The sequence below is a fragment of the Nonomuraea sp. NPDC003709 genome (assembly GCF_040610775.1).
Classification (GTDB): domain Bacteria; phylum Actinomycetota; class Actinomycetes; order Streptosporangiales; family Streptosporangiaceae; genus Nonomuraea; species Nonomuraea angiospora_A.
Genome location: NZ_JBEXMW010000011.1, coordinates 129,888 through 154,419 on the forward strand (window position 1 = coordinate 129,888; position 24,532 = coordinate 154,419).

A 24,532-nucleotide genomic window follows, 5' to 3' on the forward strand; every position below is an offset into this window, starting at 1 on the left:
GCGACTTGGCCCGTGGCCTCCGGGTCACCTCTGCCAGACGCGGACGTAGTCGACGGCCTTCTGGGCCGAGACCGTGGCAGCCACCGGCTGGTAGCCGGAGCGGGAGTAGACGTACAGGTCCTCGATGAGGTTGGTGTTCTCCGAGGCGGTGCCCGCCACGCTGCAGACCTGCCTGCCGTCGATGAAGAACTTCGTGCCCGACGCTGAGATGTCGGCGCCGTAGGTGTGGAAGTCGGCGCCCGGGTCGAAGTCGAGGTCGACCTGGCAGCCGCCGCCGGCGTTGGCGTGCGAGGTCAGGTAGAGCCTGCGCGGGTTGTCGCTGTACTGCTCGTAGACGTCGGTCTCCTGCCAGGTGTTCACGCCGTCGGCCTGCCAGGTCCAGAAGGCCGGCCAGAAGCCGCGCTTGTCGGCGACGGGGTTGTTGCCCGCGTCGACGACGTTGAAGGTCAGCTTGGCGCGGGACTCGATGAAGCCGTGCTTGAGGGCGAAGCCGCTGGTGCCGATGGAGGTGAGCAGGCACGAGGTCCAGTCGTAGACCTGGCCGGAGGGTGCGGTGTAGCGCTCGCGCTTGGCGGTCATGGTGATGACGCCGTTGGCCTCACTGCAGTTGCGGTCGAGGTTGTACTCGAGCTGCTGGTTGTTCTTGTTGCCGCGGCCGGCGTCGGCGAGGGCGCTGGAGTGGCCGCGCCACTTGGTGCCCCAGTCGACGGAGGTGCCGGAGAACTCGTCCCACCACCGGAGGTTCCAGCCGGATCCGCCGCCGTTGGGTTGCGCGCCGGAGGGCGGGTTCTCGTCGCCGGGGTTGGTGCTGCCGCCGGAGGAGCCGACCGCGAAGGTCTGGGCGGGGTTGGGGGTCAGGTTGGTCCAGGTCGCGCCGATCCTGTAGGCCACCCACACGCGGTAGGCGCCGGCGGGCAGCGTACGGGAGGCCGTCAAGGTCTGCTGGGAAGTGCCGAGCTGGTAGCCGTCTCGGTCGCCGACGTCGAAGTTGGCGTCGCCGGCGTCGCGGATGACGAAGACCAGCTCGTCTAAGTTCCTCGCCGAGTCGGCCACGAGCTTGGCGCCGAAGGTGATGGTCTGGTCGGCGGTCGGGGACCGGATGTCACGGCCTGACGCCTGAAGGGTCACCGCGTTCGTCACCGTGTAGTCGACCACGCCCGCGGGTGTCGCGGCCGCGGTCCCCTGGATGGCGAGCACCGCGACTGCCGCGGGCGCGATGGCTGCTCGCAAGATCTGGCGCATGTACGGCCCTCCTTGTGAGGCGGATGAGGTTGCCGCCCACATTGATCCGGACTGCACCAAGCGTCAAGATATTTCCGGAAACTTCATGAAACTAGATGGAAACTCTCCTGCAACCGTTGCCGTATGAATCGGGCTATGCCAGCATGTGGGACGACCTTTCAGGAGGTAGAGGACGATGCGGGTACTTGTCACAGGTGCCAGTGGTTTGGTGGCCGGCCAGGTCATCCCCGCCCTGGAAAAGCACCACGAGCTGCGTCTCACCGATCTCGCGGACGGCGATCTGGCCGACGCGGACTTCGCCCGCCAGGCGACCGACGGCGTCGACGCGATCCTGCATCTGGCCGCCAACCCCGACCCCGATGCCTCCTGGGACGACCTCGCCGGGCCCAACATGCGCGCCGTGACCAACGTCCTGGACGCGGCCGGTGCCAGGCGGGTGGTGCTGGCGAGCTCGGTCCACGTGATGGGGCAGTACCGGGCCGGCCCCGTCGAACCCGACTGGCCGCCCAGCCCGTGCTGCAGGTACGGCGCGGCCAAGGCCTTCGCCGAGGCCGCGGGGCGCATGCACAGTCATCGGTACGGCGGACCCGTCATCTGCCTGCGTCTCGGTGCGACCGTCCCCAAGCCGCCGGCCAAGCAAGCGCTGCCCGCCTGGCTCGCCCCCGACGACCTGCGCCGGCTCGTGCTCCTGGCGCTGGAGGCCCCCGTCCGCTTCGAGGTCTGCCACGGCGTCTCGGCCAACACCAGCAGCGTCTGGTCGACGCGCAACAACCTCGGCTACACGCCGGCCTGCGACTCCGAGCCCTACCGTGACCAGACCCCCGACGTGGACGGATGGGGTCCGTGCCCCAGCTACGAGGAGGCCACCCGTTGATCGCCACCTTCGTCACCGAGACCCACCTCACCGAGGAGCAGGACGCCGCGTTGCGGCCGCTGCTCGCCGCCGCGTTCCCCGACAGGGCCGGCCACTTCGCGCTCCAGTCCTGGTGGCTCGCCCGCCCGCAGTGGCGGCTGTGGTTGAGCGACGGCGATCGCCCGATTGCCCATCTTGGTGTGGAACGCCGCCGCATCGGCGTCGGTGACCAGGATGTCTACGTCGCCGGGATCGGCCACGTCTGCACCGACCCGGCGATGCGCGGCAAAGGTCTCGGCGTCGCGCTGATGGACGAGCTGCGCGAGGTTCTCACCGAACGCTTCGGCTTCCTCACCTGCCTCCCACACGTGCAGGGCTTCTACGAGGCCGCCGGATGGGTTCAGGTGCACGCGCCGGTCGTGATGAGCAACGTCTACACGGGAGAGCGCATGACCTCCTCGATCCCCGCCATGGTGCTGGGCGAAGGTTTCCCCGAGGGCGGCCCGATCGACCTGCGCGGGCTGCCCTGGTGAGCGCCGTCGTGAGCGCCGTGGCGGGAGCCGTACGCCGCCTGCTTCCCGATCATCACGATCAGCTGACGCTCGTCGAGCAGCGGGGGGAGGGCGACCGGTTCCGCGTCGAGGGTACGACCATCACCGGAACATCGGCGTCCGCCCTGCTCACAGGCGTGCACTGGTATCTGACACGGGTCGCGGGCGTCAGCGCCGGGTGGCCGGGAGACAGCCTGTCACGCCTTCCCGGCAAGCTGCCCCAAGCGCCATATATCGCGAAAGAGGCCGTCGTTCAGCACCGGTTCGCGTTGAACGACACCGACGACGGCTATTCGGGGCCGTATCGGGACTGGGCCACCTGGGAGCGGCAGATCGACCTGATGGCCCTGCACGGCATCAACGAGGTGCTCGTCACGGTCGGCATGGAAGAGGTCTATCACCGGACATTCGCCGAATTCGGGTACACCGATGAGCAGCTCCGCGCCTGGATCCCCTCGCCGGGCCACCAGCCCTGGTGGCTGCTGCAGAACATGGCCGCCTTCACCGGGCCGGTCTCGGAGCAGCTCTTCGACCAGCGGGTACGGCTGGCCCAGCAGATCGTCACCCGGTTGCGCGAGCTCGACCTCACCCCCGTCATGCCCGGATATTTCGGGACAGTGCCGCCCGGCTTCCCCGGGCGCGTGATCCCGCAGGGCGGCTGGGTCGGCTTCGAGCGTCCCGACTGGCTCGACCCGCGGGACCCGATGTTCGCCCAGGTCGCGGAGGCGTTCTATCGCCACCAGGCCGAGCTGTACGGCGAGACCTCCATGGTCAAGATGGACCTCCTGCACGAGGGCGGCACGCCCGGCGACGTCCCGGTCGCGGAAGCGGTCAAAGCGGTCCAGGAGGCGCTGCGCAAGGCCAGGCCGGGAGCCACCTGGGTGGTGGTCGGCTGGCTGGACAACCCCGTGCGCGAGCTGATCGAAGCCGCCGACGGCCTGCTCATCCTCGACGGCGTCGCCGACCGCCACCCCGATCTCGACCGCGAAACCGGGTGGCTCGGCACGCCGTACTGCTTCGGAACCATCCCCAACTTCGGCGGCCACACCACGATCGGGGCGAACACCGGCGTTTGGGTCAGCCGCTTCGCGGAGTGGCGTCGCGGGCCGTCGCTGCGCGGCATCGCGTACCTGCCCGAAGGCACCGGCACGAACCCCGCGTCCTTCACCCTGTTCGCCGAGCTCGCCTGGCACGACGAGCCCATCGATCACGCGGGGTGGTTCACGGACTTCTCTCACCGGCGGTACGGCGGAGCCGACCTGCACGCGGCGCGCGCCTGGGAGATCCTGCGCGCGACGGCCTATTCGCTGCCGGCCGACGGGTGGAGCGAACCGCAGGACAGCCCGTTCCTCGCGCGGCCGTCGCTGACCGCGGCCAACGCGGCCACCTGGTCACCGCGTGCGCCGCGCTACGACCTCGAGCGCTTCGCCGCGGCGCTCGAACAGCTCCTCCAAGTGGATCCGGCGTTGCGCGGCACCTCGGCATACCAGTTCGACCTGGTCGACGTCGCCCGCCAGGCGCTCACCAACCGGTCGTGGGTGCTGCTGCCCGCGTTGCGAGCCGCGTTCGAGTCCGGGGCCTTGGAGCGGTTCCGCCGGCTGACCGTGACCTGGCTGGAGGACATGGAGCTGCTGGACCGGGTGGTGTCCGCTTCGCCGTACTTCCTCCTCGGACCCTGGCTGGCGGCCGCCCGCGCCGCGGCGGCGGACGAGGAGGAGGCGGCGCGGCTGGAGTACGACGCCAGGTGCCTGCTCACGACCTGGGGTCCCCGTGGCGCGGACGTGCACCTGAAGGATTACGCCAACCGGGAGTGGGCCGGGCTGGTCCGCGACTTCCACGCCATGCGCTGGCGCCTGTTCTTCGACACGCTGCTCGGCGGCGGCGACCCCGAGGGGATCGACTGGTTCGCGGTGGAGGACGCCTGGTCACGTGACCGTACTCCGTACCCGGAATATCCAACAGCAGACCCCTACCGGGTGGCCCTCGACCTTTACGCCCGCTTGTGTCAAGCGATTGAGTAGCGCCTGCGGCACGGCAGGCTGTCCGGCATGCACGTGCAGCCCATCTCCTGGGCGGACAGCCCCGCGAACACCACACCCGTAAGATCGTCGATCTTCAGCACGGCCGTTGACCAACATGGCACCGGCCGCCATCGGTCGTTAGGGAGTCGGCGGGTCCACGGCGCGCATGGCGTCGGCGATCCAGGCATAGGGCATGGAGTCATGGTCCTCCTCGGTCGCAGTCCCGTTGATCAGCGCCACCAGGGACAGGTACCGGCCGTGAGCGTCGTCGTAGACAGGGCTCTCGGAAGTGGCTTCCTCTTCGGCGATCTGGCGCATGATGTCGGGCAACTGCCGGTATCCGTCGGCCATCCGGTTTCGGACTTCGGGGGTGAGCGGCGTGCCGGACAGCGCGTTGGCCGCTTCCATGAAGCGTGTGACGGCCTGCTGCGCCCAGGGGGACCGGGGAGGCTCTCCGGCGCGGTACGCGGCGAGGAGTTCCTCTACGAGCCGGGCCCCACTCACGTGCATGAAGTCCTGAAACGGCTCGGTCGCCAGGACTCGGGTCTCCGGTGTGGACCAGGTGTCTTGCAGGTAGGTGCGGACCGCGTCGCGAAACGCCGGGTCCCGCACCAGGTCGGCCAGGCCGATCCACGCCTCGAGCTGGGCGGCCGTGGGGTCCGCGGGCAGTACCGGGCGCATCGTCCGCAACCGGTCGACGAAGCCCTCGGGGACGTCCAGGTCCTCGCCGACGTCGTTCCAGAAATCGTCGATGGTCTGTTCGCGTTCCTCGTCGGTCATCCAGACGAGCTTGTGCATCAGGTCGGCCTGAGCGGTGCCACCCTGTTTGATCAGGGTCCTGAGCACCGCCCGCCTGGCTCGCAGGGCGCGCTCCTGGCGCTCGACGAACTCCAGGTGCGTGGTGAGCAGGTCGTGCAGGGTCGTGCCGCCTTCGAGCAGGCGGCGAATCTCCTCCAGGTCGGTGTCCAGCTCGCGCAGGGTGCGGACGAGTTCCAACCGGGCGATAGCGTGGATGTCGTACATCCGGTGGCCGGCCTCGTTCAGGTCCGTGGGCTCGATCAGCCCTTTGTCGGCGTAGAACCGGACGGCGCTCACGCTCAGGCCGCTGCGGCGCGCGGCGTCTCCGATGGGGTACAGCTCGTAGTCGTTCATGGGGCCACTGTGGTACCTCAAGCTGCTTGAGGCGCAAGCCGATTACCATCGATGTCCTGAGACCAGATCACCGAGATGGCCAACCACATCCGCACCTGCGAGGTGTGCGACGCAGGCGATCCGGACATCGTCGCCGACACCTACGCCGAGGACCTGCCGTCTGAGGGGCACGGGTGAGTCAGCCGCTGACGTCCAGCCTCCGGCAGCCGCCAGAGAGCCCCCGGTCCCCTCGGTTCCCTCCCTTCCAGCGGTCGTCGCAACACCCCAGCTGATGATGCGGTGGCTGGTGGACGAGCCGACGGTTATGGCGGGGTTACGTGGGCGGTCGCATGATCTTGAAGTCACCGGCCCCGTCTCGACCACGAAGGATCGTATGACGAAGCACATCTTGCTCGCAGCCGTTTCGTCCCTGGTCATCAGCCTGCCTCCAGGAGGCGCCGCCAGTGCCGCCGCTTCCTCGCAGGCGATCATCTGGGCACCCTGCCCCGAGGACACGACCGCCGAATGCGGCACGCTGAAGGTGCCCGTCGACTGGGACACCCCGGGCGGCGCCACTGTCGACGTGGCGGTGGCCCGGCGCAAGGCCGCCATCCCGGACGCCCGGGTCGGCTCCTTGGTCGTCAACCCCGGCGGGCCGGGCGGCTCCGGTGTCGACTTCGTGGTGCACGGCAGCAGTTACTTCAGCGCCGAGCTTCGCGGCCGCTTCGACATTGTCGGGCTCGACCCGCGCGGGGTGGGACGCAGCCACCCGGTGATCTGCTCGGCGGCGCTGGTGCGTGAACGTCCACACCCGCTTATCAAGAACCAGAGGGACATGGACGCCTGGGTGTCGTTCAACCAGCGACTGCGGGAGGACTGCCGGGCGCGCACCGGGCCGCTGTACGACCGCGTGAGCTCGCTGGACGTCGCGCGTGATGTGGAGGCTCTTCGGGCGGCGCTGGGCGACGACAAGCTCACCTACTACGGCGTCTCGCACGGCACTCTGATCGGCCAGGCATACGCCGAGCGCTTCCCCGGCAAGGTCAGGGCGCTCGCGCTCGACTCGAACTTCGACCACAGCGTGAACACCGCGAGCTACCTGAACACCACGGCCACCCAGACGGCAGGGGCGTTCGACCAGTTCGTCACCTGGTGTGAGGCAACGGCGTCGTGCGCGCTGAACGGCAAGGACATCCGGGCGTTCTGGAAGAGGCTTCTTGGGCGGGCCGACCGCGGGGAGCTTCACGAGCCGGGTACGCCGGACGTACCCATGGACGCCTTCACGCTGGTGGACACAGCGTTCGCCGGACTTTACACCCCCAACTGGGCGGAACTCGCCCTGATGCTGGCCGCCATCGACAGCGACAGCCTGGCGATGAGCGCCGCGAAGGACGAGGTGGTGGAGGTCAGTACGCCGGTGTTCTGCCAGGATTTCCACCTGCCGGTCGCCGACTATACGGAGTACTCCTCGCTCCTGCGCCGGCAGGCGCCGCGGGCCAGGGATGGTACAGCCCGCCCGCGCTGAGCCGGATCGCCGGTTGCCTGGGCCAGCCCACGCCCATTCCCAACCCGCAGCACCGGCTGCGTGTGGACGCCACCCCGCCCATCCTGCTGGCCTCCTCGCTGAACGACCCCGCCACCGGCTACCTGTGGACGCTCAGCACGGCCAAGCAGATCGGTGCCGAGGCCCGCGTGCTCACGTACGAGGGCTCGGGGCACAGCGTGTACGGCCGGAGCGAGTGCACTATGGGCGCGATCGACCGCTACCTGATCTCGCAGTCGGTCCCGGCCGACGGGGTCCGCTGCCCGCAGGCGCGGCCCTCGATCATGCCCCGAATCCCCTACCGCCTTCTCGACGCGATCAAGCTCTCCGCGAGCACGCGCGCCGCCGGATGGTGAGCGGACGTGATCACTCGGCCTTGAGCCCGGCCACCGGCTGGTCGCCGCCGCAGGAGCGCAGGGCGAGCTTGTCGGGCTTGCCACCGGGTGTACGGGGCAACTCGTCGATGGTCCACAGGTGACGCGGCTCGAAACGCTCGCCGAGCCTGCCTCTGACCAGCGCACGTAGCGCCTGCAGATCCAGCTCCCGGCCCTTGCGCCCGACCACGACCGCTCACCCGCGTGCGGCACCATGAACACCGCGGCCTCCACGACGGCCGGGTGCTCGGTCAGCACGTGCTCGATCGGATCGGAGTACAGGCCGGGCGCCGGTTGGTCCTCGACCCGGTCGAGCAGGTAGAGGTATCCGTCTCGGTCCAGGCGGCCGACATCTCCGGTGCGCAGCCAACCGTCACGCGGTACGACCACGCGATCCTCGTTGTCGAGACGCTCGCGCACCTGTTGCGCCGAGCGCGCCCACACCTCGCCGGCGCCGTCGGTGGGCACCTCGCGGCCGTCGCCGTCACGGATGCCGACTGCTGGAACGAGCTCACCACTCGCGGTATCAAGACCGAGCGCCGAGCTCGACGCCGACAAGATCAGGTGCCCGGCGCGAGGTCCGGCAGCGCGTAGCGAGGGCGGCGGAAGCCGGTGCCGGTCCGACGCTCCGCCCACGCGTCCGCGTCGCCGGGCCCGTCGTCGGTCCGGACTGCTGTTACTGGATGGGCACCGCGGTGCCCGAGACCTTGACACGAGAGTCGTCGGAAATGGTGGTACACGTCAAAAGGCTGGGCCGTCCCATGTCGACGCCCTGGTGAATGGTGAGAATGGTGTCATCTTTGAGGCGTCCCAGCGTACGTAGGTACCCGGTGAAGGCGGCGGCCGCAGCGCCGGTGGCCGGGTCCTCGACGACGCCGCCAGGAGGGAACGGGTTGCGGGCGTGGAAGACGGTGGAGGATTCGGGCCAGAAGAGGTGGACGGTGGTCCATCCCATGTCGGTCATGTGCCTGCCGAGGGCATCGAAGTCGTAGTCGAGATCAGCCAGGCGGCGCCGGCTGGCCGCGGCCAGGACGAGATGGTGGTTGCCGGCGTAGGCGACGTGCGGCGGGTATTCGGGGTCCAGGTCGTCTGCCGGCCAGCCCAGCGCGTCCAGCGCGGCCCGTACCTCTTGCTCGGAGGCTTGGCGGCTGGAGGTGGGCGGACTGGTCAAAGTAGCGGTGAACCCACCGGTCGAATCTGCGGCGATTTCCACCGGGACGGGGCCTGCCTGGGTGGCGAGGTCCACGGTTCCTGGACCGATTTGTTCGCCAAGCGCGACCGAGGCGGCGATCGTCGCGTGGCCGCAGAAGGCGACCTCGGCCAGCGGGCTGAAGTACTGAATCCGGTAATGGCGCTCGTCCGTGGGATGCAGAAAGGCCGTCTCGGAGTAGCCGAGTTCGGCGGCGATGGCGAGCATCTCCGCGTCTGACAACTCTCGGGCATCCAGGACCACTCCGGCGGGGTTACCGCCAGTGGGAGTGGTGGTGAAAGCGGCATACCTCATTACGTCCGTCATACGGTCATCATTACGTATGCGAGCCCGAATCGAATCGGCGGCTGCCCCTCGGCGATGCACCGGTCGAGTCGATCAATGAAGCCTTTTCATCCTCACGCGCCCTGCCCGAGGTGATGGTTTTGAAGGACGGCAATGGCCTTGCACAGGTGGCCGGCTTTGGAAGGGCTACAGCGTAGCTTACGGAGGATCTTCCAGCTCTTCAGCTGGGCGTTCGCACGTTCGCCAGGTCCGCGAAGGCGAGCGTGCGCGATCGGCCCGCTTCTGCCCGGAGAAGTACGGCCGGTCGGCCTTGATCCGGTCGGTGCGGATCAGCATGCCGTCCAGCACCAGCCAGTGCAGTCCGGCCTTCCGCACCTTGCGCAGTGCCTGCGCGAGCCTGGGCGAACGCGAAGGCATCACCGTGGCCAAGATCCCCCGCGTCTCCCCCACTGCAACCCGCACGCCGAGCGCTTCATACGTTCGGTACGCGAGGAGTGCGCCGACAGGTGGTGAAGTCATCAAGAAGCGGTATGGGCTGATCCAGGTTGGTCAGCGCTACTCGTCACGCGTCTCGTCCGGCTCTTTCGCCATCTCCAGGGCTCAGGTGCCGAACCAGTGCATCGAGAACCACCAGGTCTTCCCCCGGCTCGATCGTCTGCGGGTTCAGCGCGATCGCGTCGTCGGGTACGCCGGACACGCCGACCGCGATCCGCGGGTCCCCGTCCCACAAAGCCTGCACCAACCCGTCCCGGGTCCAGCCGCTGGTTGTCAGCAATCGGACAACGGCTCGCCCGTGCGGCTGGCCGGCCTCACTCGGGTACCCGCGCTCGGCGACGACACCCGGCACTTCGCGCAGGCCGGCAATCCACCGGTCGACCATCTGCTCATAGCCCGCGAGCAGTGCCTCCTCGTCCTGCTCCAGCGTCCACTCGACCGCGGCGTACAGCCCGAGCAGCTCCTCCTTCCCGACCTTCATCCCGCGCCCGATCTGCTGATTCGGCGACGCATGCGCCCGGCACCTGTCGACAATCCACCGCCTCCCCAGCACCAGCCCACTGGACTGCGGTCCGCGCAGCCCTTTCCCACCGCTGAAGATCACGGCGTCCGCACCGAGCTCCGTGGTGAATCGCCACAGCGAGGAGACCGGTGGAATCTGGGCCGCCGCATCCACGATCACCGGCACAGCCGGTGGACCGGCGGGGCCAGGGGATCCGGTGAGGTCCGGGGTGCCGGCGGGGGTCGGGCCGGCCGAGGGGAGCTCCCGGGCGGCTCGGATCACGTCCCCGATCGGCAAGGCATCCGCCGCGTAGTGGGCGCCGGCGAACCACAGTACGCAGGCGGGGCGTCGTACCAGGGCGGCTCGGAGCTCCTCGATCGACGGGCCGACTTCTACGATGCGGGCGCCGGTCAGGCGGGCCGCGTAGTCGTAGCCGTTGCGTTGGCCGGCGAACATGACGACCTCGGCATCGGCCGGGAACGCCTGCGCGGGCTCACCGACACACGACGCGACCGTGAGGGTGATCGCCGCCGCGGCACCGGACGTCACGCAGGCCGCCTCGTTGCGGGTGAGCGCGGCCAGGCGCTCGCCGACGTGGTCGTGGAGTTCGGGCAGGTCGACGAAGTGGGCCGCCCCTTCCGTCATCGCCTTCAGCACCGAAGGCGGCATCAGCGAGCCGCCCAGTGCGGTGAGTGTCGCGGAGGCGTTGATGACGGGCCGGACCCCGAACGGATTGGTCATAGGAGGAACTTCGACATCGGTGGCACGCCGGAGAGTTCGGCCAGCCAGGCATCCAGGAAGTCGTTGTCGGTGCCATCGAGGTGGGTCAGCTTGTAGACACTCGCGGCAGGCAGGGCCTCGATCAGTGCGGCACACCAGTCGGGATCGTCGACGGCAAGCAACGTCCGAGCGGTCACCGCGGACGCATGCCGGACCGGATCGAAGTAGGCAAGAGTGTTGTCGACAGTCTGCGCCGACGAGCCGGCACGCAGGTGGTCGTTGAGCTCCTCGAGCGGATAGCGGCTCGACTTCAGCCGTGCCTGTGCCGCCCGGTAGAACAGCAACTCCGAGACCCGGACCGCGCTGAACCCGGGCCGCCGCGCAGCCGTCAGCACCGCCAGGTCGTTCCCACGCACGGCCACCCGCGCCGGATCGACCTCGTCCAGGCTCATCAGGAACTCGGCGGCCCGCAGGCAGTCCGCCGCGATCCCGCGATAGATGTACGACGCCGGGTCGTCGATGCCCATCGTCAACAATCCCGGGTACGCCGCCGAGAACCCTTCGTCGGCCAGCCGCTGACCACGGTGCACCAGGCCGAACACGACGTACCGGCTCCGATCGTTCGGGTGCGGCGTCTCGTTGACGCTCCCGTGGCGCGGCGTCTGCAGGAGCGCGGGGAACGGCCCGTCACCGGCCGGGATGCTGAGATGACCGAAGACGCGGTACGGCCCGGTGCTGGTGAGCCGCACGGTGTAGCTGGTCGCCTCGTCCGTCGTCCGCGCCGGCACCAGGTCGAGCACGGGCCGAGCAGGGATCGCGGCCAGCTCTTCGTCGACGGCGGACCAGTAGCTGTCGAAGTTCATCGGTTCACGACCCCGGGGTGAGGTGTTCGGCAAGGAAGTCCTCCACGATCCGCATCACGCCCGGCAGCCCGGCGTGATGCGCGCAGTGCGGGTAGGTGTGCAAAGTGGTCTCACACGTCAGCACCCGCCGCAGCGCGAACCCGGTCTCCGGCGGGCACACGTCGTCCTCGAGCCCGAGGTACAGCAGCGTCGGCGCCCGCACCTTCGGCGCGAAGTTGAGCCCGTCGTAGTACGCGACCGTCTCCCGCACCCGGTCGACGTCCTTCGGGTGCATCCGCAAGTACTCGTTGATCTCCTCGTACGGATACGACCGGGTCAGTGTCGGCGCGGTCATGATCCCGCACAGGTACGGCGCTCCCGCCGCGACGCACCGGATCACGTCCGGCATGAGCGCGGCTGTCGAGATCCCGAGGCCACCGCCCTGACTCGACCCCTGCAGTCCGATCCGCAGACTGTCGACTTCCGGACGATCGAGCAGTACCTCGACCGCCCGCACCACGTCGAGATAGAACCCGCGATACCCGTACGTGTTGTGATCGACGATGTTGTGCGTCAGCAATCCCGGGTAGCCCGGGTTGAACACGTCGTTCGACCGCAGCTTTCCGCGCGGCGCCACCGCGAGCGCGGCGTACCCGAGCTCGGACCATTCCTTCGGGATCGTCGGCTCGGAGATGTAGCCGGGGATCGTCACCATCGCCGGATGCGGGGCCGGCCGATCGCGCGGGACGGTGTACCAGCCGGCGATCCGCAGGCCGCCATAGCTGGTGTAGCGCAGATCGTAGACAATCACCTTGTCCGTGGACAGCGATGGCATTTCGGTGAGGACCGGGTCCAGCGGGTACGACGCGCAGTCCGCCAGGCCGGCCGCCCAGAAGTCGTCGAAGTCGTCCGGCAGCTCGACCTCGACGATCGCGTTCTCGGGGTCTCTCAAAAGCGTTCTCCTCGATGGGGGCGGTGTCTAGACTCGCTGCGGCGCGTGCAGCGCGGTGCCGTCGGAGGCCTTGAACAAGTGCAGGCGGTCCTGGTTGAAGCCGACGTACACCGTGCTGTCATGACCCAGCCGGAACGGCACCGGGACGCGGGCCTTCAGCAGCTCGCCGCCGATCCGGACCGTGACGAGCACATCCGGACCGAGCGGCTCGGACACGAAGACCTTCCCGGGCTGGTAGCCCGCGACCGGGGTCGGCGACAACGTCACGTCCTCCGGCCGGACGCCCAGGACGACGGCCGGGTCGTCCGGCGAAACGTCGTACCGGCCCAGCTCCTGGCTCAACGCGCCGCTGCGGAAGGTCCGGACGCCGTCGACGTCGGCCAGCTCACCGGTGACGAAGTTCATCGGCGGCGAGCCCATGAACGACGCGACGAAACGGTTCGCCGGGCGTTCGTAGATCTCCGCCGGCGTCGCGCACTGCTGGACCACGCCGTCGCGCATCACCGCGATCCGGTCCGACATCGTCATCGCCTCGACCTGGTCGTGGGTGACGTAGATGAACGTCCGCGCGACGTCCACGTGCAGCCGCTTGATCTCCGCGCGCATCAGCACCCGGAGCTGCGCGTCCAGGTTGGACAACGGCTCGTCGAGCAGATACGCACCGGCGTCCCGCACGATCGCGCGACCGAGCGCGACTCGTTGCCGTTGGCCACCGGACAGCTCGCGCGGCTTGCGATCCAGCAGGTCCTCGATGTCCAGCGTCCGGGCCGCCTGCAGCACCTGCTCGGCGATGGTCGCCTTGGGCACCCGCATCATCTTCAGCGCGAACCCGATGTTCTGCCGGACCGTCTTGTGCGGGTAGAGCGCGTAGCTCTGGAACACCATCGCGACGTCGCGCTTGTTGGCCGGCAGCCAGCTGACCGGCTTGCCGTCGAAGAAGATGTTGCCCTCGGAGGCCCGTTCCAGGCCGCAGATCATTCGCAGGGTTGTCGACTTTCCACAACCGGACGGGCCGACCAGGGTGAGGAACTCCCGATCCTCGATGGTCAGATTCAGGTCCTTCACCGCGATCTTGCCGCCGAACGACTTGGTGACGCCTTCGAGTCGAACCTCTGCCATCTGTCAGCCCTTCACGGATCCGGCGGCCATGCCCTGGACCAGCTTGCGCTGGAAGAGCAGGGCCAGCACCAGGGGTGGGACGACCGCGAGCACGCCGGCCGCGGCCATCACGGTGAACTGGGTGTTGAAGTCGGTGGCGAAGTTCGCCGCCACCACCGGGATCGTCTTCGCCGCCTTCGTGCTGGTCAGGAACAACGCGAACATGAACTCGTTCCACGCGGTCATGAACGCGAACACCGCGGCCGCGACCAGCCCCGGCGCCGCGACCGGCAGGAATACCGACCACATGGCCCGGAACCAGCCGCACCGATCCACCCGGGCCGCCTCCTCGAGCTCACGCGGCACCGAGCGGAAGAAGTCCTTCAGGATCCAGATCGTGATCGGCAGTGCGAACGTCGTGTACGAAAGGATCAGCGCCAGGTAGGTGTCCAGCAGCCCGAGCGTCCGCATCAGCAGGTAGAACGGGATGATGATCGCGATCCCCGGCACCATCCGGGTGAGCAGGTAGAGCACCAGCAGCACCTGACTGCCGCGGAACTTCAGCCGCGAGAACGAGTACGCCGCGAACGTGGCCAGCACGAGATTCAGGATCGCCGTCGAGGTGGCGACGATCAGACTGTTCCGCAAGGAGTACGGCGTCTCGTCGATCGCCCGGCCGCCGACGAGTTGCTGGGCCTCACTCGGATGAAGGAAACCGAGATAGTTCTCCAATGTCGGGTTGACCGGAATCCAGTGCGGCGGAACGGAGATCGCATCCACCTCGTGCATGAAGCTCATCGCGACGATCCAGTAGAACGGCAACACCAGATACAGCGCGAACGCGACCGCCAGCACGTACAGGACGATCTTCTTCCAGGGGATCCGGTAGCGCAGGGGAACCTTCACCACGGTGCTCATACCTCGAAGTTCCCCTTTCGGTAGAGCAGGCCGATGTAGCCGACCGAGATCAAGAGGGTGATCGCGGTGATCACCCAGGCGTAGGCGCTGCCCAGGCCGAAGTCGGTGAAGGTCAGGACGGTCTGCACGTCGAGCAGGGCGATGGTGGTGGTCGCGTCACCCGGTCCGCCACCGGTCAGTACGTAGATGGTGTCGAAGGCGCGGAACGCGTTCATCGTCTCGAGAATCAGCACGATCAGCAGCGGGTGCAGCAACCACGGCAACGTCACCTGGATGAACCGCTGCACCGCACCCGCTCGGTCGACGGTGGCGGCGTCGTACAACTCCGAGGGGATTGTTGACAATCCGGCGAGCAGAATGATGACCGAGAACGGGAGCGTGTTCCACACCTGGGCCAGTGCGGTGAACAGGAACGCGCCGGTCCCGGACGTCAGCCAGGCGTGATAGCCGTCGATCAGCCCGAGCTGCGTCAGCAGACCGTTCAGCGCTCCGGTCTTCGCGTCGAAGATGGTCCGCCACATCAGGCCGTTCACCACCCCCGGCATCGCCCAGGGCAGCAAAGCCAGGCTGAGCAACAGACCGCGGCCGCGGAACCGCTCGTTCAGCACCAGCGCCAGGATCAGCGCGAGTACGACGGTCAGCCCGAGCACCACGAGGACGAACAGGGCCGACACCTTCAGCGCGGACAGGAAGGCCTGATCGCTGAGCAGGGCCTCGTAGTTGTCGAAGCCGATGAACTGCTTCGCCCGCGGGCGCTTCAGGTTGTTCCGTTGCAGGCTGACCCAGAACGAGTACGCGATCGGGTAGGCGACCAGCAGGGCGATCACGATCATGGCCGGCGCGTTCAGCGCCCAGGCCTTGGCGTTGTCGCCCAGCGGCCGGCGTTCGGCGAGGCCGGCCATCCTCAGTTGTACTTCTTCTTCAGCGTCTCAACGGTCTGCGCCAAGCTCGCCACCGCCGCGGACGGCTGCGTCTGGTTGCTCAGCACGCCCTGCACGACCTTGTGCAGCTCGATCTCGAACTCGGTGTACCACGGCACGCCAAGCACGTTGCGCGGCTTGGCGATCTCGCCCAGGTGGGCGTAGATCGCCGGGTCGGCGAACTTCTTCAGCGATGCGGTGACCTCCGGGTCGGTCGCCATCGACTTGTAGGCGAACCCGAGACCACGCTGCAGGAACCAGAACTTCGCGGTGTAAGGCTTCTTGTCCGCGTCGAGTCCACCCAGGTAGGTGAGCAGCTTGAACGCGTTGTCCTTCACCTCGGTGTCCTTGGCCAGCGCATAGAGCCGGGTGTTGCTGACCGTCCCGTGCACCTGACCATCGAGGCTCGGTACCAGCGCCATCCGGATCTTGCCCGCGGCCTTGGACTTGGTCGCGTCGTTGTAGTCGCGGCTCGCGTACCGCGCGCCGATCGTGTACGCGTACCGGTTCGCCTTCATCGCGTTGTCGATCGGGACCGCCAGCAGCTGCAGGCACGCCGGGTCGATCACCTTCGACTTGTTCGCCGCCTGCTGCAGCCAGGCGAAGACGTCCTTCACCACGGTGTCGGTGGTGTTCATGATCGGCGCCTGCTGGTCGTCGAACATGTTGCCGCCGCTGCCGAAGACCAGCGCCCACACCCAGGACCACCAGGTGTCGGACAGTTGCGCCGGTACACCGATGGGGTACTGCAGGAGGCCGGCGTTCTTGATCTTGATCGCCTGCGCCTCCAGTTCCTCCAAGCCGGCAGGGGGTTTCGTGATTCCGGCCTTGGCGAGGATGTCGGTGTTGTAGGTCAGGCAGTTGGAGTCCGTGTAGTACGGCAGGCCGTAGCGCTTGCCCTGGTACGTCATCGCGGCCGCGTTGCCCGGGTAGATCGCGTCGTACACCTCGTCGACGCCGGCCATGCCGTCGAGCGGCTGCAGATAGTCCCCCTCGACCCAGGCCGCGAGGGAATCGTCGTACACGTAAAGGGCGTCGGGGCCGCCGCCGCCGGTGAACTCGGCGACTACCTTCTGCACGTACTGCGCACTCGTGATCGGGGTGTAGTTGACCTTGATGTTGCTGGTCTTGGTGAAGTTGTCGAGGTTCTGCTGGACGAGTGCGGCCTCGTAGTCCCAGCCCTCGAACTTCACGCTGCCGTCGCCGGCGCCTGCGGACTTGTCGTTGGAGCAGGCGGACAGCAGGGGCGATGCGGCGGGCAGGGCCAGGCCGAGGCCTGCGTACTTCAGGATCTGGCGGCGATTGAGCTCCATGACTGTCCCTTCAACGCGGGGGGCGCAGTAGTGCTTGGGCGATGCGTAGGCGGTACAGACGCGTCGGGCGTCCTTTCGGATGGTGCTGAGCAGTGCCTTCGACGCTCACCAGGCCCCCGGCGTCGAGTGTCCGGATCAGTCGGCGCCCGCTCTGATCCGTGATGCCGAGATGGACGGCGAGCTCACCGGGCGAGATCGCGCGACCTTCCAGTTCGTGGTCCAGTGCCGCCAACCGGGAGACGGTCGCGGCACTGAGGCCGACGGACTTCGCGAGCTGTTCGATGTCGTCACCGTGCTCGCGGTACGAGTAGCTGAGCGCCGCCCGGACCGGACCCATCGGGCCGATGATCACGCCGCTGTCCTCGATCAGGTAGCCGCATGGCCCGCTCTCCCGCTCGGCCCGGGCGGCCGCTTCTTCGGCCAGGGCCACACAGTTGCGGGCGGACGCGCCGACGCCAAACCCGGCCGAGACCTGCGCACCGAGCGCCGCGGCCGCCTCGGCAAGCGCGGGCACGGCGACCCAGTTGCGGGTGATGCGCTCGAACAGGGACTTGTGGGCGAAGACGATGACACCGCGCCGGCCGCGGTCCTCGATCCACGCGCCGGCGAACTCGGGGGTGTTGAGCAACAGATTCATCAGGCCGATCCGGGCCCGTTCCTCGTCCTGCGAATGCGAGATCAGGAAAACTCCGGCGGCGAAGCGTTGTGCGCTGGCTCGCTCGGACTCGATCCGGAGCGCGAGCTCGTGCAGCTCGGTCCGGATCGTCGCCGGCACCGGCATGCCGCTCATGATCGGGATCTCGCCGGACAGTCGCTCGCGCACGTCGGCGCGGACGCTGATCACGTAGCTGCGGTCGCCGAACCGGTGGTACGCGGAACGGTGGAACTCGACGATGTCCTCCACGGATTGCGTGGGGGCATACGGCAGGCAGTCGATGGCGTCGGCGTCGAGTTCGAGCGCGGTGGCGACCGCCTCGACCGCCTCGGCGGGAAAGGTGTCGATGCTGACCGGGGTGCGACCCCAGCCACGATCCTGGGCGCGATAGAGCGCGAGGGTCAGGTCGAGCGCCGACGAGCGGATCACACCGACCGGGAGGCCGGGTGGGAGGAGTTCGCGGCTGGCCGTGTACGGGACCGGGCCGGCCAGGAAGCCGTCGAGCCGGGTCGTGCTCAGGAACTCGGCGACCTTGGCGCGGATTTCGTCCTCGTGGTCGTAGCTGACCCACTCCAGGTCGACCCCACCGAGCGTGTTCGCGGCTTCCCAGAACAACTCCCTGTGCGTCGAGTGGGTCACCACTCCGATCACAATCGCCACGACGCCCCTTTGCGAACTAGGTTCGAAAATGACTCGTAAGTCCGATGCCGACCAAACTCCCCCGTCCCGGGGTCCAGGTCAAGGGATCAGCCCAAAGAAATTCCCCGGTAACAAGCTGGCCGCCGAGGGCCAGTGGTGTACCGAAGGACGGGTGGTGGTCGGGTCAACAGGGACCGATGGGAGATTTCAGGCGGCGGCGCGGTGGTTCAGCCGGTGGTCGTCGGCTTGGGCGCCGCGGTAGGGCAGGCGGCGGTTGCCGCGGGCGACCAGCCAGGCCACGGCGCGTTCGACCATGGGCCGCCGGCGTCGGTAGTCCTCCCGCCAGGCGGGGTCGGTGGCGGCGTAGGCGGCATCGGCCAGGATCCGCAGCGGCCCGCGCTCGTGGTCGAGCAGGTCGGAGGCGACGGCGGCGTGGCGGGCCTCGGGATCGACGGCGGAGATGATCCGATCGGGTGGGGTGCGGCGGGCGATCCGCCACCGTCCACCGGTGCCATCGGAGCCGTCGGCCGCTTCGACGTCCTGGCCGGCGATCAGGGGCCGGCAGGCCGACCGCGTGCTCGGCCGGCTCGTCCGGGTCCTGGCCGGTCAGGCGGTCCAGCAGGGTGAGCGTCGGCGACCAGCCCGCTCACCAGGGTGGCCTTGGCCTCCTCATCGTCCCAGGCGGTCTTCGGCTTGCCGGGGTCGGTGTAGTCGTGGGCATGCCAGTGCGCCGCGACGCGCGCGGCGGCCCCAGGTACGGAACGGTGGCGATCGATCGCAACAATGGGGCACGGCTGCGATTCAGGTGAGCACGGGAATCCCGACAGCCGGTGGACACGGCGGGGTGTCCACCGAGGCTGCGGGCCATTCGCTCAGTCGCCGGCGGCCGCCTTCTTGATCAGTTCGGCGACGGCCTCCGGCTGGGAGATGTAGATGGCGTGGCTGCCGTCGACTTCGATCACCGTGGCACCCGCACGCTCGGCCATCGCCCGCTGAGCCGGCGGCGGGATCGTCTGGTCACCGGTGGCCACCAGGTACCAGCTGGGCTTGGAGCGCCAGGCAGGTTCGGTGACGGCGCCGCCGACTGCGCCGACGCCCCACGGCACCTGTGAGTCGGCCATGAACGCGGCCTGCTCCGCGGGCAGGTCACCCGCGAAGGCGCCGTGGAACTTGTCCCGGTCGAGAACGAGGAACCCGTCGCCCAGGGGCACGATCGGCGGCGCCGGCGCGCCCGGCGGCGGGTCGGCGATGAGCGTCTGCACGGATTCCCCCTTGTCGGGCGCGAACGCGGCGACATAGACAAGTGCCGCAACTCGCGAGTGGGTGCCGGCCTCACTGATGACCGAGCCGCCGTAGGAATGCCCGACGAGCACGGTCGGGCCGTCCTGACGGTCCAAGATCTGCCGGACGGCCTCGGCGTCGCCCTCCAGCGTCAGCGTGGGGTTCTGGACAACGCTGACCCGGTAGCCGTCCCGCTTGAGCAGGTCGTACACCGCCTGCCAGCCCGATCCATCGACGAAAGCGCCGTGCACGAGCACGACGTTGACCGCGGTGGGCCTCATGACGCATCCTCCTTGCTTACCTGTGCGCTCTGACGGGTGCATCGCCTCGTCACTCACGTCCGAAGCGTATGAGTGCGTACTGCATAGGCACTGACCAGAAACTGACCCCAGCGCACGGCCCCTTTCCTTTGACCGCGGTGGAAGGTGTCCATCGGCTGCCTCGCTCCCGTGCCGTCGGGCAGAGTACCCGCGTGGCCTCGGGCGGTCGGGCGCCGGAAGAAGTACCGGCCCGGCCCTCAGACACCTGCTACCACCGCGGCGCCCAGCCCCAGCAGGACGACGCCAGTGGTCACGCTGAGTCCCCGCAGGACGGTCGGCTGCGATACCAGGGCGCGCCCTCGGCTGACGACCCAGGTGAGCACCATGTACCAGGAGGCGCTGACGAGCGCCCACAGGGCTCCCAGGGCGACGGTCGACAGGAACACCGGGCCTTCCGCGGTCACGAACTGGGGCAGCACCGAGACGGCGAACACTCCCGCCTTGGGGTTGCCGAGGTTGGTGATCAGGCCGGTGAGATATCCGCCCGCGAAGCCGGTGCGGCGCCCGCCCTCGCGGGGCGGGCGGGTGGAGACGGTGGTGAGCGCGGTCAGCAGCGTCTTCACCCCGAGGATCATCAGCACGATGCCGCCTGCGATCCGGAGCACCGCGTACGCGGTGGGGCTGGCCAGCAGGACGGCGGACAGCCCGGCCGCGGCGGCCGTGGACCACAGCAGGAAGCCGCTGGCATTGCCCGCGAGCGTGCCTCGGAGCGTACGTTGGCCGCCTTCCAGAACCTGCCGGATCATCAGGGCTTGACTCGCGCCTGGCAGCATCGCCAGCAGCAAGGTGGTGACGATGAAAACGGGCACATGCGTGGGCATGGGAAAAGAACCCCTTCCGGGGATTGCGACCGATGGGTGTACCACCAGGCTTCCTGTCTCACGCCCCTAAGAGAAGTTAAAAGAGAAGGGTGCAGCGTTAGGATTAGTGAATGCTGGTGGATCCGGGACAGCTGCGGCTTCTCGCGTTGATCGAGCGGCACGGCTCCCTGACGGCGGCGGCTCACGCACTCCGACTCACGCCCGCGGCGGTCACCCAGCAGGTGGCCAAGGCCGAGCGCGACTGGCAGGTGCCCCTGGTCATCCGTGGTCCTCGCGGAGCAACGCTCACCGCGGCCGGTGCGCTGCTCGCCTCCCACGGTCGAACCGTGGAGGAGGCATCGGACAGGGCCGAGGCGGAACTGGCCGCACTGCTCGGCCACCTCTCGCTCCGTCTGCGGATCGGGACGTTCCAGGCGGCTGCCCTGCACCTGCTGCCACCCGCCCTGACGGCCCTGCGGCACCGCCATCCGGACGCCGACGTCTCGGTCGTAGACGTGGTGTCCGGACGCGGAGCGGACGAGATCAGCGCGGGGCGCCTGGACCTCGCCATCGTCGCGTCCTGGGGCACACCGCTCGCGCCACCCCCACACCTACGGGCCCACTCGCTCCTGTTGGACCCGATGGTGGTGGTTCTTCCCGATGACCACCCACTGGCCACCGGGCAGCCCGCGGACACCGAACTTCACCTGGCACAACTGCGCGACGAATCGTGGGTTTCCATCCTGGCCGGCCATGCCGCCCGCGAACAGTTCCACGACGCTGCCCGCGAGGCCGGCTTCACTCCCACCGTGCGGTTCGAGACCGAGTCCTACGACGTCGCCCAGGCCCTCGTCGGCACAGGCATCGCAGTGGCCCTGGTCTCGCGCCTGGCCCTGACCCATGCGCCTGGCACCACCCATCGCGAACTGGCCCACCCCAGGCCCTACCGCCGGCTCTACGCCGTGACCAAAACCGACGCCAGCCTCACGCCACTCGCAGACATGCTCATCGACCTCCTACGTGATGTCGCCCGCGACATCACCGCCACCTGGGAGGCCCCCCTGCAAGAAAGGCAACGCTCATCGAACTCACCGCACGGAGCCTGAAAAGCCCCCGGTTCTGAATCGACACCGCCTGGTCCGGAGCGGCCGGCCCCGCTCCGACCGACCATCGACGCCGGCAGCCGGCTCGGCTGTACTCGTTGGCGGGTCAGTGCGCGAGCACGTCCGGGAAGCCGAACGTCGCGGCCAGCGCGGGATCGTGGAACTTGATCACGCGGGAGACACCGGTGGCGGTGGGGGCCAGCACCACGACGCCGTCGGCTCGGAGAACGCCGTCCGCATCCCGGTGGTACACGACGGCGGCGGGTTGGCCGTTGGCGGTGGTCGCGATCATCCGCCAGTCGCCCGGTGTGCCCAGCACGTACGCGTCGAGCATGTGGATGCACCTCGCCCGGCCCGCCTGCCATTCGCGGAATGGCGTCGCCTCCAGCGTGGCGTCCGTGCGCAGCACCTGTTCCAGCAGGCCGGCATCGGAGCGCTCGAAGGCCGCGATGTAGCCGTCGAGCAACGCGCGTGCCCGTGGGTCGGTCGGTTCGAGCAGTTCCGCGGGCTCCGGCTTCAATTCGTCCAGCCGGGCACGGGCGCGCTGGAGCCCGCTCTTGACCGCCGCCGTGGTGGTGTCGAGGATCTCCGCGGTCTCGGCCGCCGAGAACGCCAGCACCTCGCGTAGGATGAGGATCGCACGTTGGCGGGCGGGCAGGTACTGCAGGCTCACGATGAGCGCCAGCCGCAGCGACTCGCGTTCGACCACCACCGCAGCCGGATCGTCGGCGGGCGGGGCGATCCATGCGTCCGGCAGCGGTTCCAGCCACGAGACCTCGCCCGGCGCAATGGGACTCGGCGGGCGATCGGGGCCGTCGTACGAGCCTGTCAGGCCTGAGGGCAGCACCCGGATCGGGCGCGGCTTCAACGCTGTCAGGCAGACGTTGGTGGCGATCTTGTAGAGCCAGGACCGAATCGACGCCCGGCCCTCGAATCCGGAGTAGGACCGCCACGCCCGCAGATAGCTCTCCTGCACCAAGTCCTCGGCGTCGTGTGCCGAGCCGACCATGCGGTAGCAGTGCGCCAACAGCTCCCGGCGGAACCGCTCGGTCTCGGTGGTGAACCGGTCTCGATTCGGTGCCACCCGCAGATGCGATGTCACGCCGCGAGCCTAGTGCTGCCACACGTCTGAGCGTGGTCCACGTGGCGATGCCTCCGACAACGCCAGGCCCCGCCTCGGCCACCATCGACGACGCGGGTACTCTCCCGGAAAGGCGGCATCGGCGATCAGACCTCGTCGAGCTGCAGGATCATGCCGTGGAAGGTCGCGTGTCGGGCCAGGTTCGCCACGGCATCCTCGGCGGTGCGCCGGCCGATCTCGGACGTGAGCGCGGCTTCCAGCGCAGCCATGTCGTCCCAGTCCAGCATCACGACCATGTAGCACGCCTCTCCGATCACGGCTGCCGGCTCATGACTGCGCGTGTAACGGCGCAGGCCCGGATACTGTTTCGCCAAGGGGATGTGGACATCGGTGTAGTGACGTTCGAATGCTTCGACGTCGGACGGGGTGTCGTACATCACGACAAATCGCGCCAGCTGCTTGGCGGCCGGGTCCACGGTTGCAGTCATCTGTTCAACTCCTGTCATGGGAACCTCCGGTGTAAGGGGGCTTTCTCAGGGCAACAGGGCCAGTTTGCCGACGGTGGCCCTGGCTTCCAGTTCCGTCAGCGCCTTCGGGCCGTCGGCCAGTTCGTACCCGGTGGGCAGGCCGGGGGCGAGCACGCCGGCCGCGATCAGCGCGGACAGCTCACCCATGAGCTCGCCGAAGATCTGCGGCGCGGCCTGGATCAGCACGCCGATATTGAGGCCGATGACGTGGACCTGGTGCCTGTACACCAGCTCCCAGTTGGTGATCGGGGCTTCGCCGCCTGCCACGCCGTAGACGACGACCCGGCCGGTGACCCGCTTGGCCGCGGCCAGGCTGGCGGCGAAGGTGACGCCGCCGGCCGACTCCAGGACCACATCGACGCCGGAACCGCCGGTCAGCCCCGTCACCTCGGCGGCGAGGTCGCCGCCGAGAGAGTCCAGAACGTGGTCGGCTCCCAGCGCCAGCACTGTCTCGTGCTTGCCCGGCGAGGCGGTGGCGATGACCGTCGCACCGTAGTGCTTGGCCATTCTCACCACAGCCTGGCCGGTCCCGCCCGCCGCGGCGTGGATCAGCACAACGTGCCCGGCGGCGATGCCGCCCAGAGGCTTGAGCGCGGCCAGCGCGGTGGGCCAGTTCACGACCAGACCCAACGCCTGCTGCTCCGTCCAGCCCGAAGGCACCGGCACCGCCGCAGCCGCGGGCAGGACCATGTACTCGGCGAAAGCGCCGTCTCCGACGCCGACGACACGGGCCCCCGGTTGCGGGCCGGTCACCGCCTCACCCACCGCGACGACCTCACCGGCCGCCTCGAAACCCGCCAGGTACGGTGGCCGCGGACCGTCCAGGAACGTGCCGTGGGCCTTCGAGATGTCGGCGAAGTTGACCCCGGCGGCGGTGACGCGGATCAGGACCTCGCCCTGGCCGGGGCTCGGCACCGGCGCGTCGGTGATCAGACGCATGTCCTGCGGGCCGTTGAGGGACGTCTGCTGCAGCGCGCGCATGGTCGCGGGAATGCTCATTGGCGATCAGGCCTTCTGTCTCGGCGTACAGGAGAGAGACCGACCGGCCCGTTGCGCGGGCCGCGCCTCTCACCATGTAGACCCTGGCCACCACAAAAAGGAATCGACCATGGCTGAGGGTGAACCGCTGGTCCGGCCGACGCGTGATCATTAACAT

General features: G+C 68.6%; 24 protein-coding genes and 1 pseudogene. 7 read left to right on the plus strand and 18 right to left on the minus strand.

The window, feature by feature from the left end; genetic code table 11:
• Positions 1-24: 24 nt before the first annotated feature.
• Entirely contained in the window at positions 25-1,242 is a 1,218-nt protein-coding gene (locus tag ABZX61_RS31265; RefSeq protein ID WP_355199729.1) for a glycoside hydrolase family 16 protein, read from the minus strand.
• 175 nt (positions 1,243-1,417) lie between these two features.
• On the opposite strand from ABZX61_RS31265, the gene ABZX61_RS31270 reads away from it, so the two are divergent.
• From ABZX61_RS31270 to ABZX61_RS31280, 3 genes are read left to right on the plus strand one after another with little or no spacing between them, the layout of a single operon-like run.
• A complete protein-coding gene (locus ABZX61_RS31270; protein ID WP_355199730.1) occupies positions 1,418-2,116 on the plus strand; it encodes an NAD(P)-dependent oxidoreductase in 699 nt (232 codons plus the stop codon).
• Positions 2,113-2,628 carry a GNAT family N-acetyltransferase gene (locus ABZX61_RS31275; RefSeq protein ID WP_355199731.1) on the plus strand — a complete coding sequence of 172 codons (516 nt, stop codon included), beginning with the start codon at positions 2,113-2,115 and terminating at the stop codon, positions 2,626-2,628. The genes ABZX61_RS31270 and ABZX61_RS31275 overlap by 4 nt, the downstream gene beginning before the upstream one ends.
• Positions 2,625-4,667 carry an alpha-N-acetylglucosaminidase gene (locus ABZX61_RS31280; protein ID WP_355199732.1) on the plus strand — a complete coding sequence of 681 codons (2,043 nt, stop codon included), beginning with the start codon at positions 2,625-2,627 and terminating at the stop codon, positions 4,665-4,667. Before ABZX61_RS31275 ends, ABZX61_RS31280 begins: the two co-directional genes overlap by 4 nt.
• A gap of 138 nt (positions 4,668-4,805) precedes the next feature.
• Here ABZX61_RS31280 and ABZX61_RS31285 read toward each other — a convergent pair whose 3' ends face one another.
• Positions 4,806-5,819, minus strand: coding sequence for a MerR family transcriptional regulator (locus ABZX61_RS31285; RefSeq protein ID WP_355199733.1), 1,014 nt, complete (start codon positions 5,817-5,819; stop codon positions 4,806-4,808).
• A 373-nt stretch (positions 5,820-6,192) separates the two neighbouring features.
• Here ABZX61_RS31285 and ABZX61_RS31290 point away from each other — a divergent pair, with 373 nt between their 5' ends.
• Together ABZX61_RS31290 and ABZX61_RS31295 are read left to right on the plus strand one after the other, a co-directional pair.
• Complete coding sequence (locus tag ABZX61_RS31290) at positions 6,193-7,323, plus strand: alpha/beta fold hydrolase (RefSeq protein WP_355199734.1); 1,131 nt, start codon at positions 6,193-6,195, stop codon at positions 7,321-7,323.
• A gap of 5 nt (positions 7,324-7,328) precedes the next feature.
• Entirely contained in the window at positions 7,329-7,697 is a 369-nt protein-coding gene (locus ABZX61_RS31295) for an alpha/beta hydrolase (protein WP_355199937.1), read from the plus strand.
• A gap of 10 nt (positions 7,698-7,707) precedes the next feature.
• On the opposite strand, the gene ABZX61_RS31300 is transcribed toward ABZX61_RS31295, so the two are convergent.
• Complete coding sequence (locus ABZX61_RS31300; protein WP_355199735.1) at positions 7,708-7,905, minus strand: hypothetical protein; 198 nt, start codon at positions 7,903-7,905, stop codon at positions 7,708-7,710.
• 53 nt (positions 7,906-7,958) lie between these two features.
• Here ABZX61_RS31300 and ABZX61_RS31305 point away from each other — a divergent pair, with 53 nt between their 5' ends.
• On the plus strand, positions 7,959-8,309 hold the full coding sequence (locus ABZX61_RS31305) for a hypothetical protein (protein WP_355199736.1): 351 nt from the start codon (positions 7,959-7,961) through the stop codon (positions 8,307-8,309).
• A gap of 82 nt (positions 8,310-8,391) precedes the next feature.
• Here ABZX61_RS31305 and ABZX61_RS31310 read toward each other — a convergent pair whose 3' ends face one another.
• The 12 genes and pseudogenes from ABZX61_RS31310 to ABZX61_RS31365 form a co-directional block, all read right to left on the minus strand.
• On the minus strand, positions 8,392-9,231 hold the full coding sequence (locus ABZX61_RS31310) for a PhzF family phenazine biosynthesis isomerase (protein WP_355199938.1): 840 nt from the start codon (positions 9,229-9,231) through the stop codon (positions 8,392-8,394).
• A gap of 92 nt (positions 9,232-9,323) precedes the next feature.
• Positions 9,324-9,618: pseudogene (locus ABZX61_RS31315) on the minus strand (hypothetical protein); the annotation flags it as partial.
• A 154-nt stretch (positions 9,619-9,772) separates the two neighbouring features.
• Positions 9,773-10,948, minus strand: coding sequence for a hypothetical protein (locus ABZX61_RS31320; RefSeq protein WP_355199737.1), 1,176 nt, complete (start codon positions 10,946-10,948; stop codon positions 9,773-9,775).
• The gene (locus ABZX61_RS31325) at positions 10,945-11,790 is read right to left on the minus strand and encodes an acetylxylan esterase (protein WP_355199738.1); all 846 of its coding nucleotides are present in this window, start codon (positions 11,788-11,790) and stop codon (positions 10,945-10,947) included. The genes ABZX61_RS31320 and ABZX61_RS31325 overlap by 4 nt, the downstream gene beginning before the upstream one ends.
• A gap of 4 nt (positions 11,791-11,794) precedes the next feature.
• A complete protein-coding gene (locus ABZX61_RS31330) occupies positions 11,795-12,721 on the minus strand; it encodes an acetylxylan esterase (RefSeq protein WP_355199739.1) in 927 nt (308 codons plus the stop codon).
• A gap of 27 nt (positions 12,722-12,748) precedes the next feature.
• Complete coding sequence (locus ABZX61_RS31335) at positions 12,749-13,840, minus strand: ABC transporter ATP-binding protein (RefSeq protein WP_350736136.1); 1,092 nt, start codon at positions 13,838-13,840, stop codon at positions 12,749-12,751.
• A gap of 3 nt (positions 13,841-13,843) precedes the next feature.
• Complete coding sequence (locus ABZX61_RS31340) at positions 13,844-14,737, minus strand: carbohydrate ABC transporter permease (protein WP_355199740.1); 894 nt, start codon at positions 14,735-14,737, stop codon at positions 13,844-13,846.
• A complete protein-coding gene (locus tag ABZX61_RS31345; protein WP_355199741.1) occupies positions 14,734-15,639 on the minus strand; it encodes a sugar ABC transporter permease in 906 nt (301 codons plus the stop codon). The genes ABZX61_RS31340 and ABZX61_RS31345 overlap by 4 nt, the downstream gene beginning before the upstream one ends.
• A gap of 2 nt (positions 15,640-15,641) precedes the next feature.
• The gene (locus ABZX61_RS31350; protein ID WP_355199742.1) at positions 15,642-16,970 is read right to left on the minus strand and encodes an extracellular solute-binding protein; all 1,329 of its coding nucleotides are present in this window, start codon (positions 16,968-16,970) and stop codon (positions 15,642-15,644) included.
• 10 nt (positions 16,971-16,980) lie between these two features.
• Positions 16,981-18,264, minus strand: a complete 1,284-nt coding sequence (locus ABZX61_RS31355; protein ID WP_355199743.1) for a helix-turn-helix domain-containing protein — start codon at positions 18,262-18,264, stop codon at positions 16,981-16,983.
• A gap of 872 nt (positions 18,265-19,136) precedes the next feature.
• The gene (locus ABZX61_RS31360; RefSeq protein ID WP_355199744.1) at positions 19,137-19,826 is read right to left on the minus strand and encodes an alpha/beta hydrolase; all 690 of its coding nucleotides are present in this window, start codon (positions 19,824-19,826) and stop codon (positions 19,137-19,139) included.
• A gap of 236 nt (positions 19,827-20,062) precedes the next feature.
• Positions 20,063-20,686, minus strand: a complete 624-nt coding sequence (locus ABZX61_RS31365) for a LysE family translocator (protein WP_355199745.1) — start codon at positions 20,684-20,686, stop codon at positions 20,063-20,065.
• A 110-nt stretch (positions 20,687-20,796) separates the two neighbouring features.
• Here ABZX61_RS31365 and ABZX61_RS31370 point away from each other — a divergent pair, with 110 nt between their 5' ends.
• A complete protein-coding gene (locus ABZX61_RS31370) occupies positions 20,797-21,771 on the plus strand; it encodes a LysR family transcriptional regulator (RefSeq protein WP_355199746.1) in 975 nt (324 codons plus the stop codon).
• 103 nt (positions 21,772-21,874) lie between these two features.
• On the opposite strand, the gene ABZX61_RS31375 is transcribed toward ABZX61_RS31370, so the two are convergent.
• From ABZX61_RS31375 to ABZX61_RS31385, 3 genes are all read right to left on the minus strand, one after another.
• Positions 21,875-22,870, minus strand: a complete 996-nt coding sequence (locus tag ABZX61_RS31375) for an RNA polymerase subunit sigma-70 (protein ID WP_355199747.1) — start codon at positions 22,868-22,870, stop codon at positions 21,875-21,877.
• Positions 22,871-22,995: 125 nt separating this feature from the next.
• Positions 22,996-23,337, minus strand: a complete 342-nt coding sequence (locus ABZX61_RS31380) for an EthD family reductase (RefSeq protein WP_355199748.1) — start codon at positions 23,335-23,337, stop codon at positions 22,996-22,998.
• Positions 23,338-23,382: 45 nt separating this feature from the next.
• Positions 23,383-24,375, minus strand: a complete 993-nt coding sequence (locus tag ABZX61_RS31385; protein ID WP_355199749.1) for an NADPH:quinone oxidoreductase family protein — start codon at positions 24,373-24,375, stop codon at positions 23,383-23,385.
• Positions 24,376-24,532: the final 157 nt, after the last annotated feature.

Coding starts and splice junctions, on each gene's coding strand:
- ABZX61_RS31365 (WP_355199745.1), bottom strand. CDS start 20,686: ATGCCCACGCATGTGCCCGTTTTCATCGTCACCACCTTGCTGCTGGCG.
- ABZX61_RS31360 (WP_355199744.1), bottom strand. CDS start 19,826: ATGAGGCCCACCGCGGTCAACGTCGTGCTCGTGCACGGCGCTTTCGTC.
- ABZX61_RS31285 (WP_355199733.1), bottom strand. CDS start 5,819: ATGAACGACTACGAGCTGTACCCCATCGGAGACGCCGCGCGCCGCAGC.
- ABZX61_RS31290 (WP_355199734.1), top strand. CDS start 6,193: ATGACGAAGCACATCTTGCTCGCAGCCGTTTCGTCCCTGGTCATCAGC.
- ABZX61_RS31345 (WP_355199741.1), bottom strand. CDS start 15,639: ATGGCCGGCCTCGCCGAACGCCGGCCGCTGGGCGACAACGCCAAGGCC.
- ABZX61_RS31370 (WP_355199746.1), top strand. CDS start 20,797: ATGCTGGTGGATCCGGGACAGCTGCGGCTTCTCGCGTTGATCGAGCGG.
- ABZX61_RS31380 (WP_355199748.1), bottom strand. CDS start 23,337: ATGACTGCAACCGTGGACCCGGCCGCCAAGCAGCTGGCGCGATTTGTC.
- ABZX61_RS31310 (WP_355199938.1), bottom strand. CDS start 9,231: ATGACGGACGTAATGAGGTATGCCGCTTTCACCACCACTCCCACTGGC.
- ABZX61_RS31335 (WP_350736136.1), bottom strand. CDS start 13,840: ATGGCAGAGGTTCGACTCGAAGGCGTCACCAAGTCGTTCGGCGGCAAG.
- ABZX61_RS31350 (WP_355199742.1), bottom strand. CDS start 16,970: ATGGAGCTCAATCGCCGCCAGATCCTGAAGTACGCAGGCCTCGGCCTG.
- ABZX61_RS31265 (WP_355199729.1), bottom strand. CDS start 1,242: ATGCGCCAGATCTTGCGAGCAGCCATCGCGCCCGCGGCAGTCGCGGTG.
- ABZX61_RS31270 (WP_355199730.1), top strand. CDS start 1,418: ATGCGGGTACTTGTCACAGGTGCCAGTGGTTTGGTGGCCGGCCAGGTC.
- ABZX61_RS31325 (WP_355199738.1), bottom strand. CDS start 11,790: ATGAACTTCGACAGCTACTGGTCCGCCGTCGACGAAGAGCTGGCCGCG.
- ABZX61_RS31340 (WP_355199740.1), bottom strand. CDS start 14,737: ATGAGCACCGTGGTGAAGGTTCCCCTGCGCTACCGGATCCCCTGGAAG.
- ABZX61_RS31320 (WP_355199737.1), bottom strand. CDS start 10,948: ATGACCAATCCGTTCGGGGTCCGGCCCGTCATCAACGCCTCCGCGACA.
- ABZX61_RS31385 (WP_355199749.1), bottom strand. CDS start 24,375: ATGAGCATTCCCGCGACCATGCGCGCGCTGCAGCAGACGTCCCTCAAC.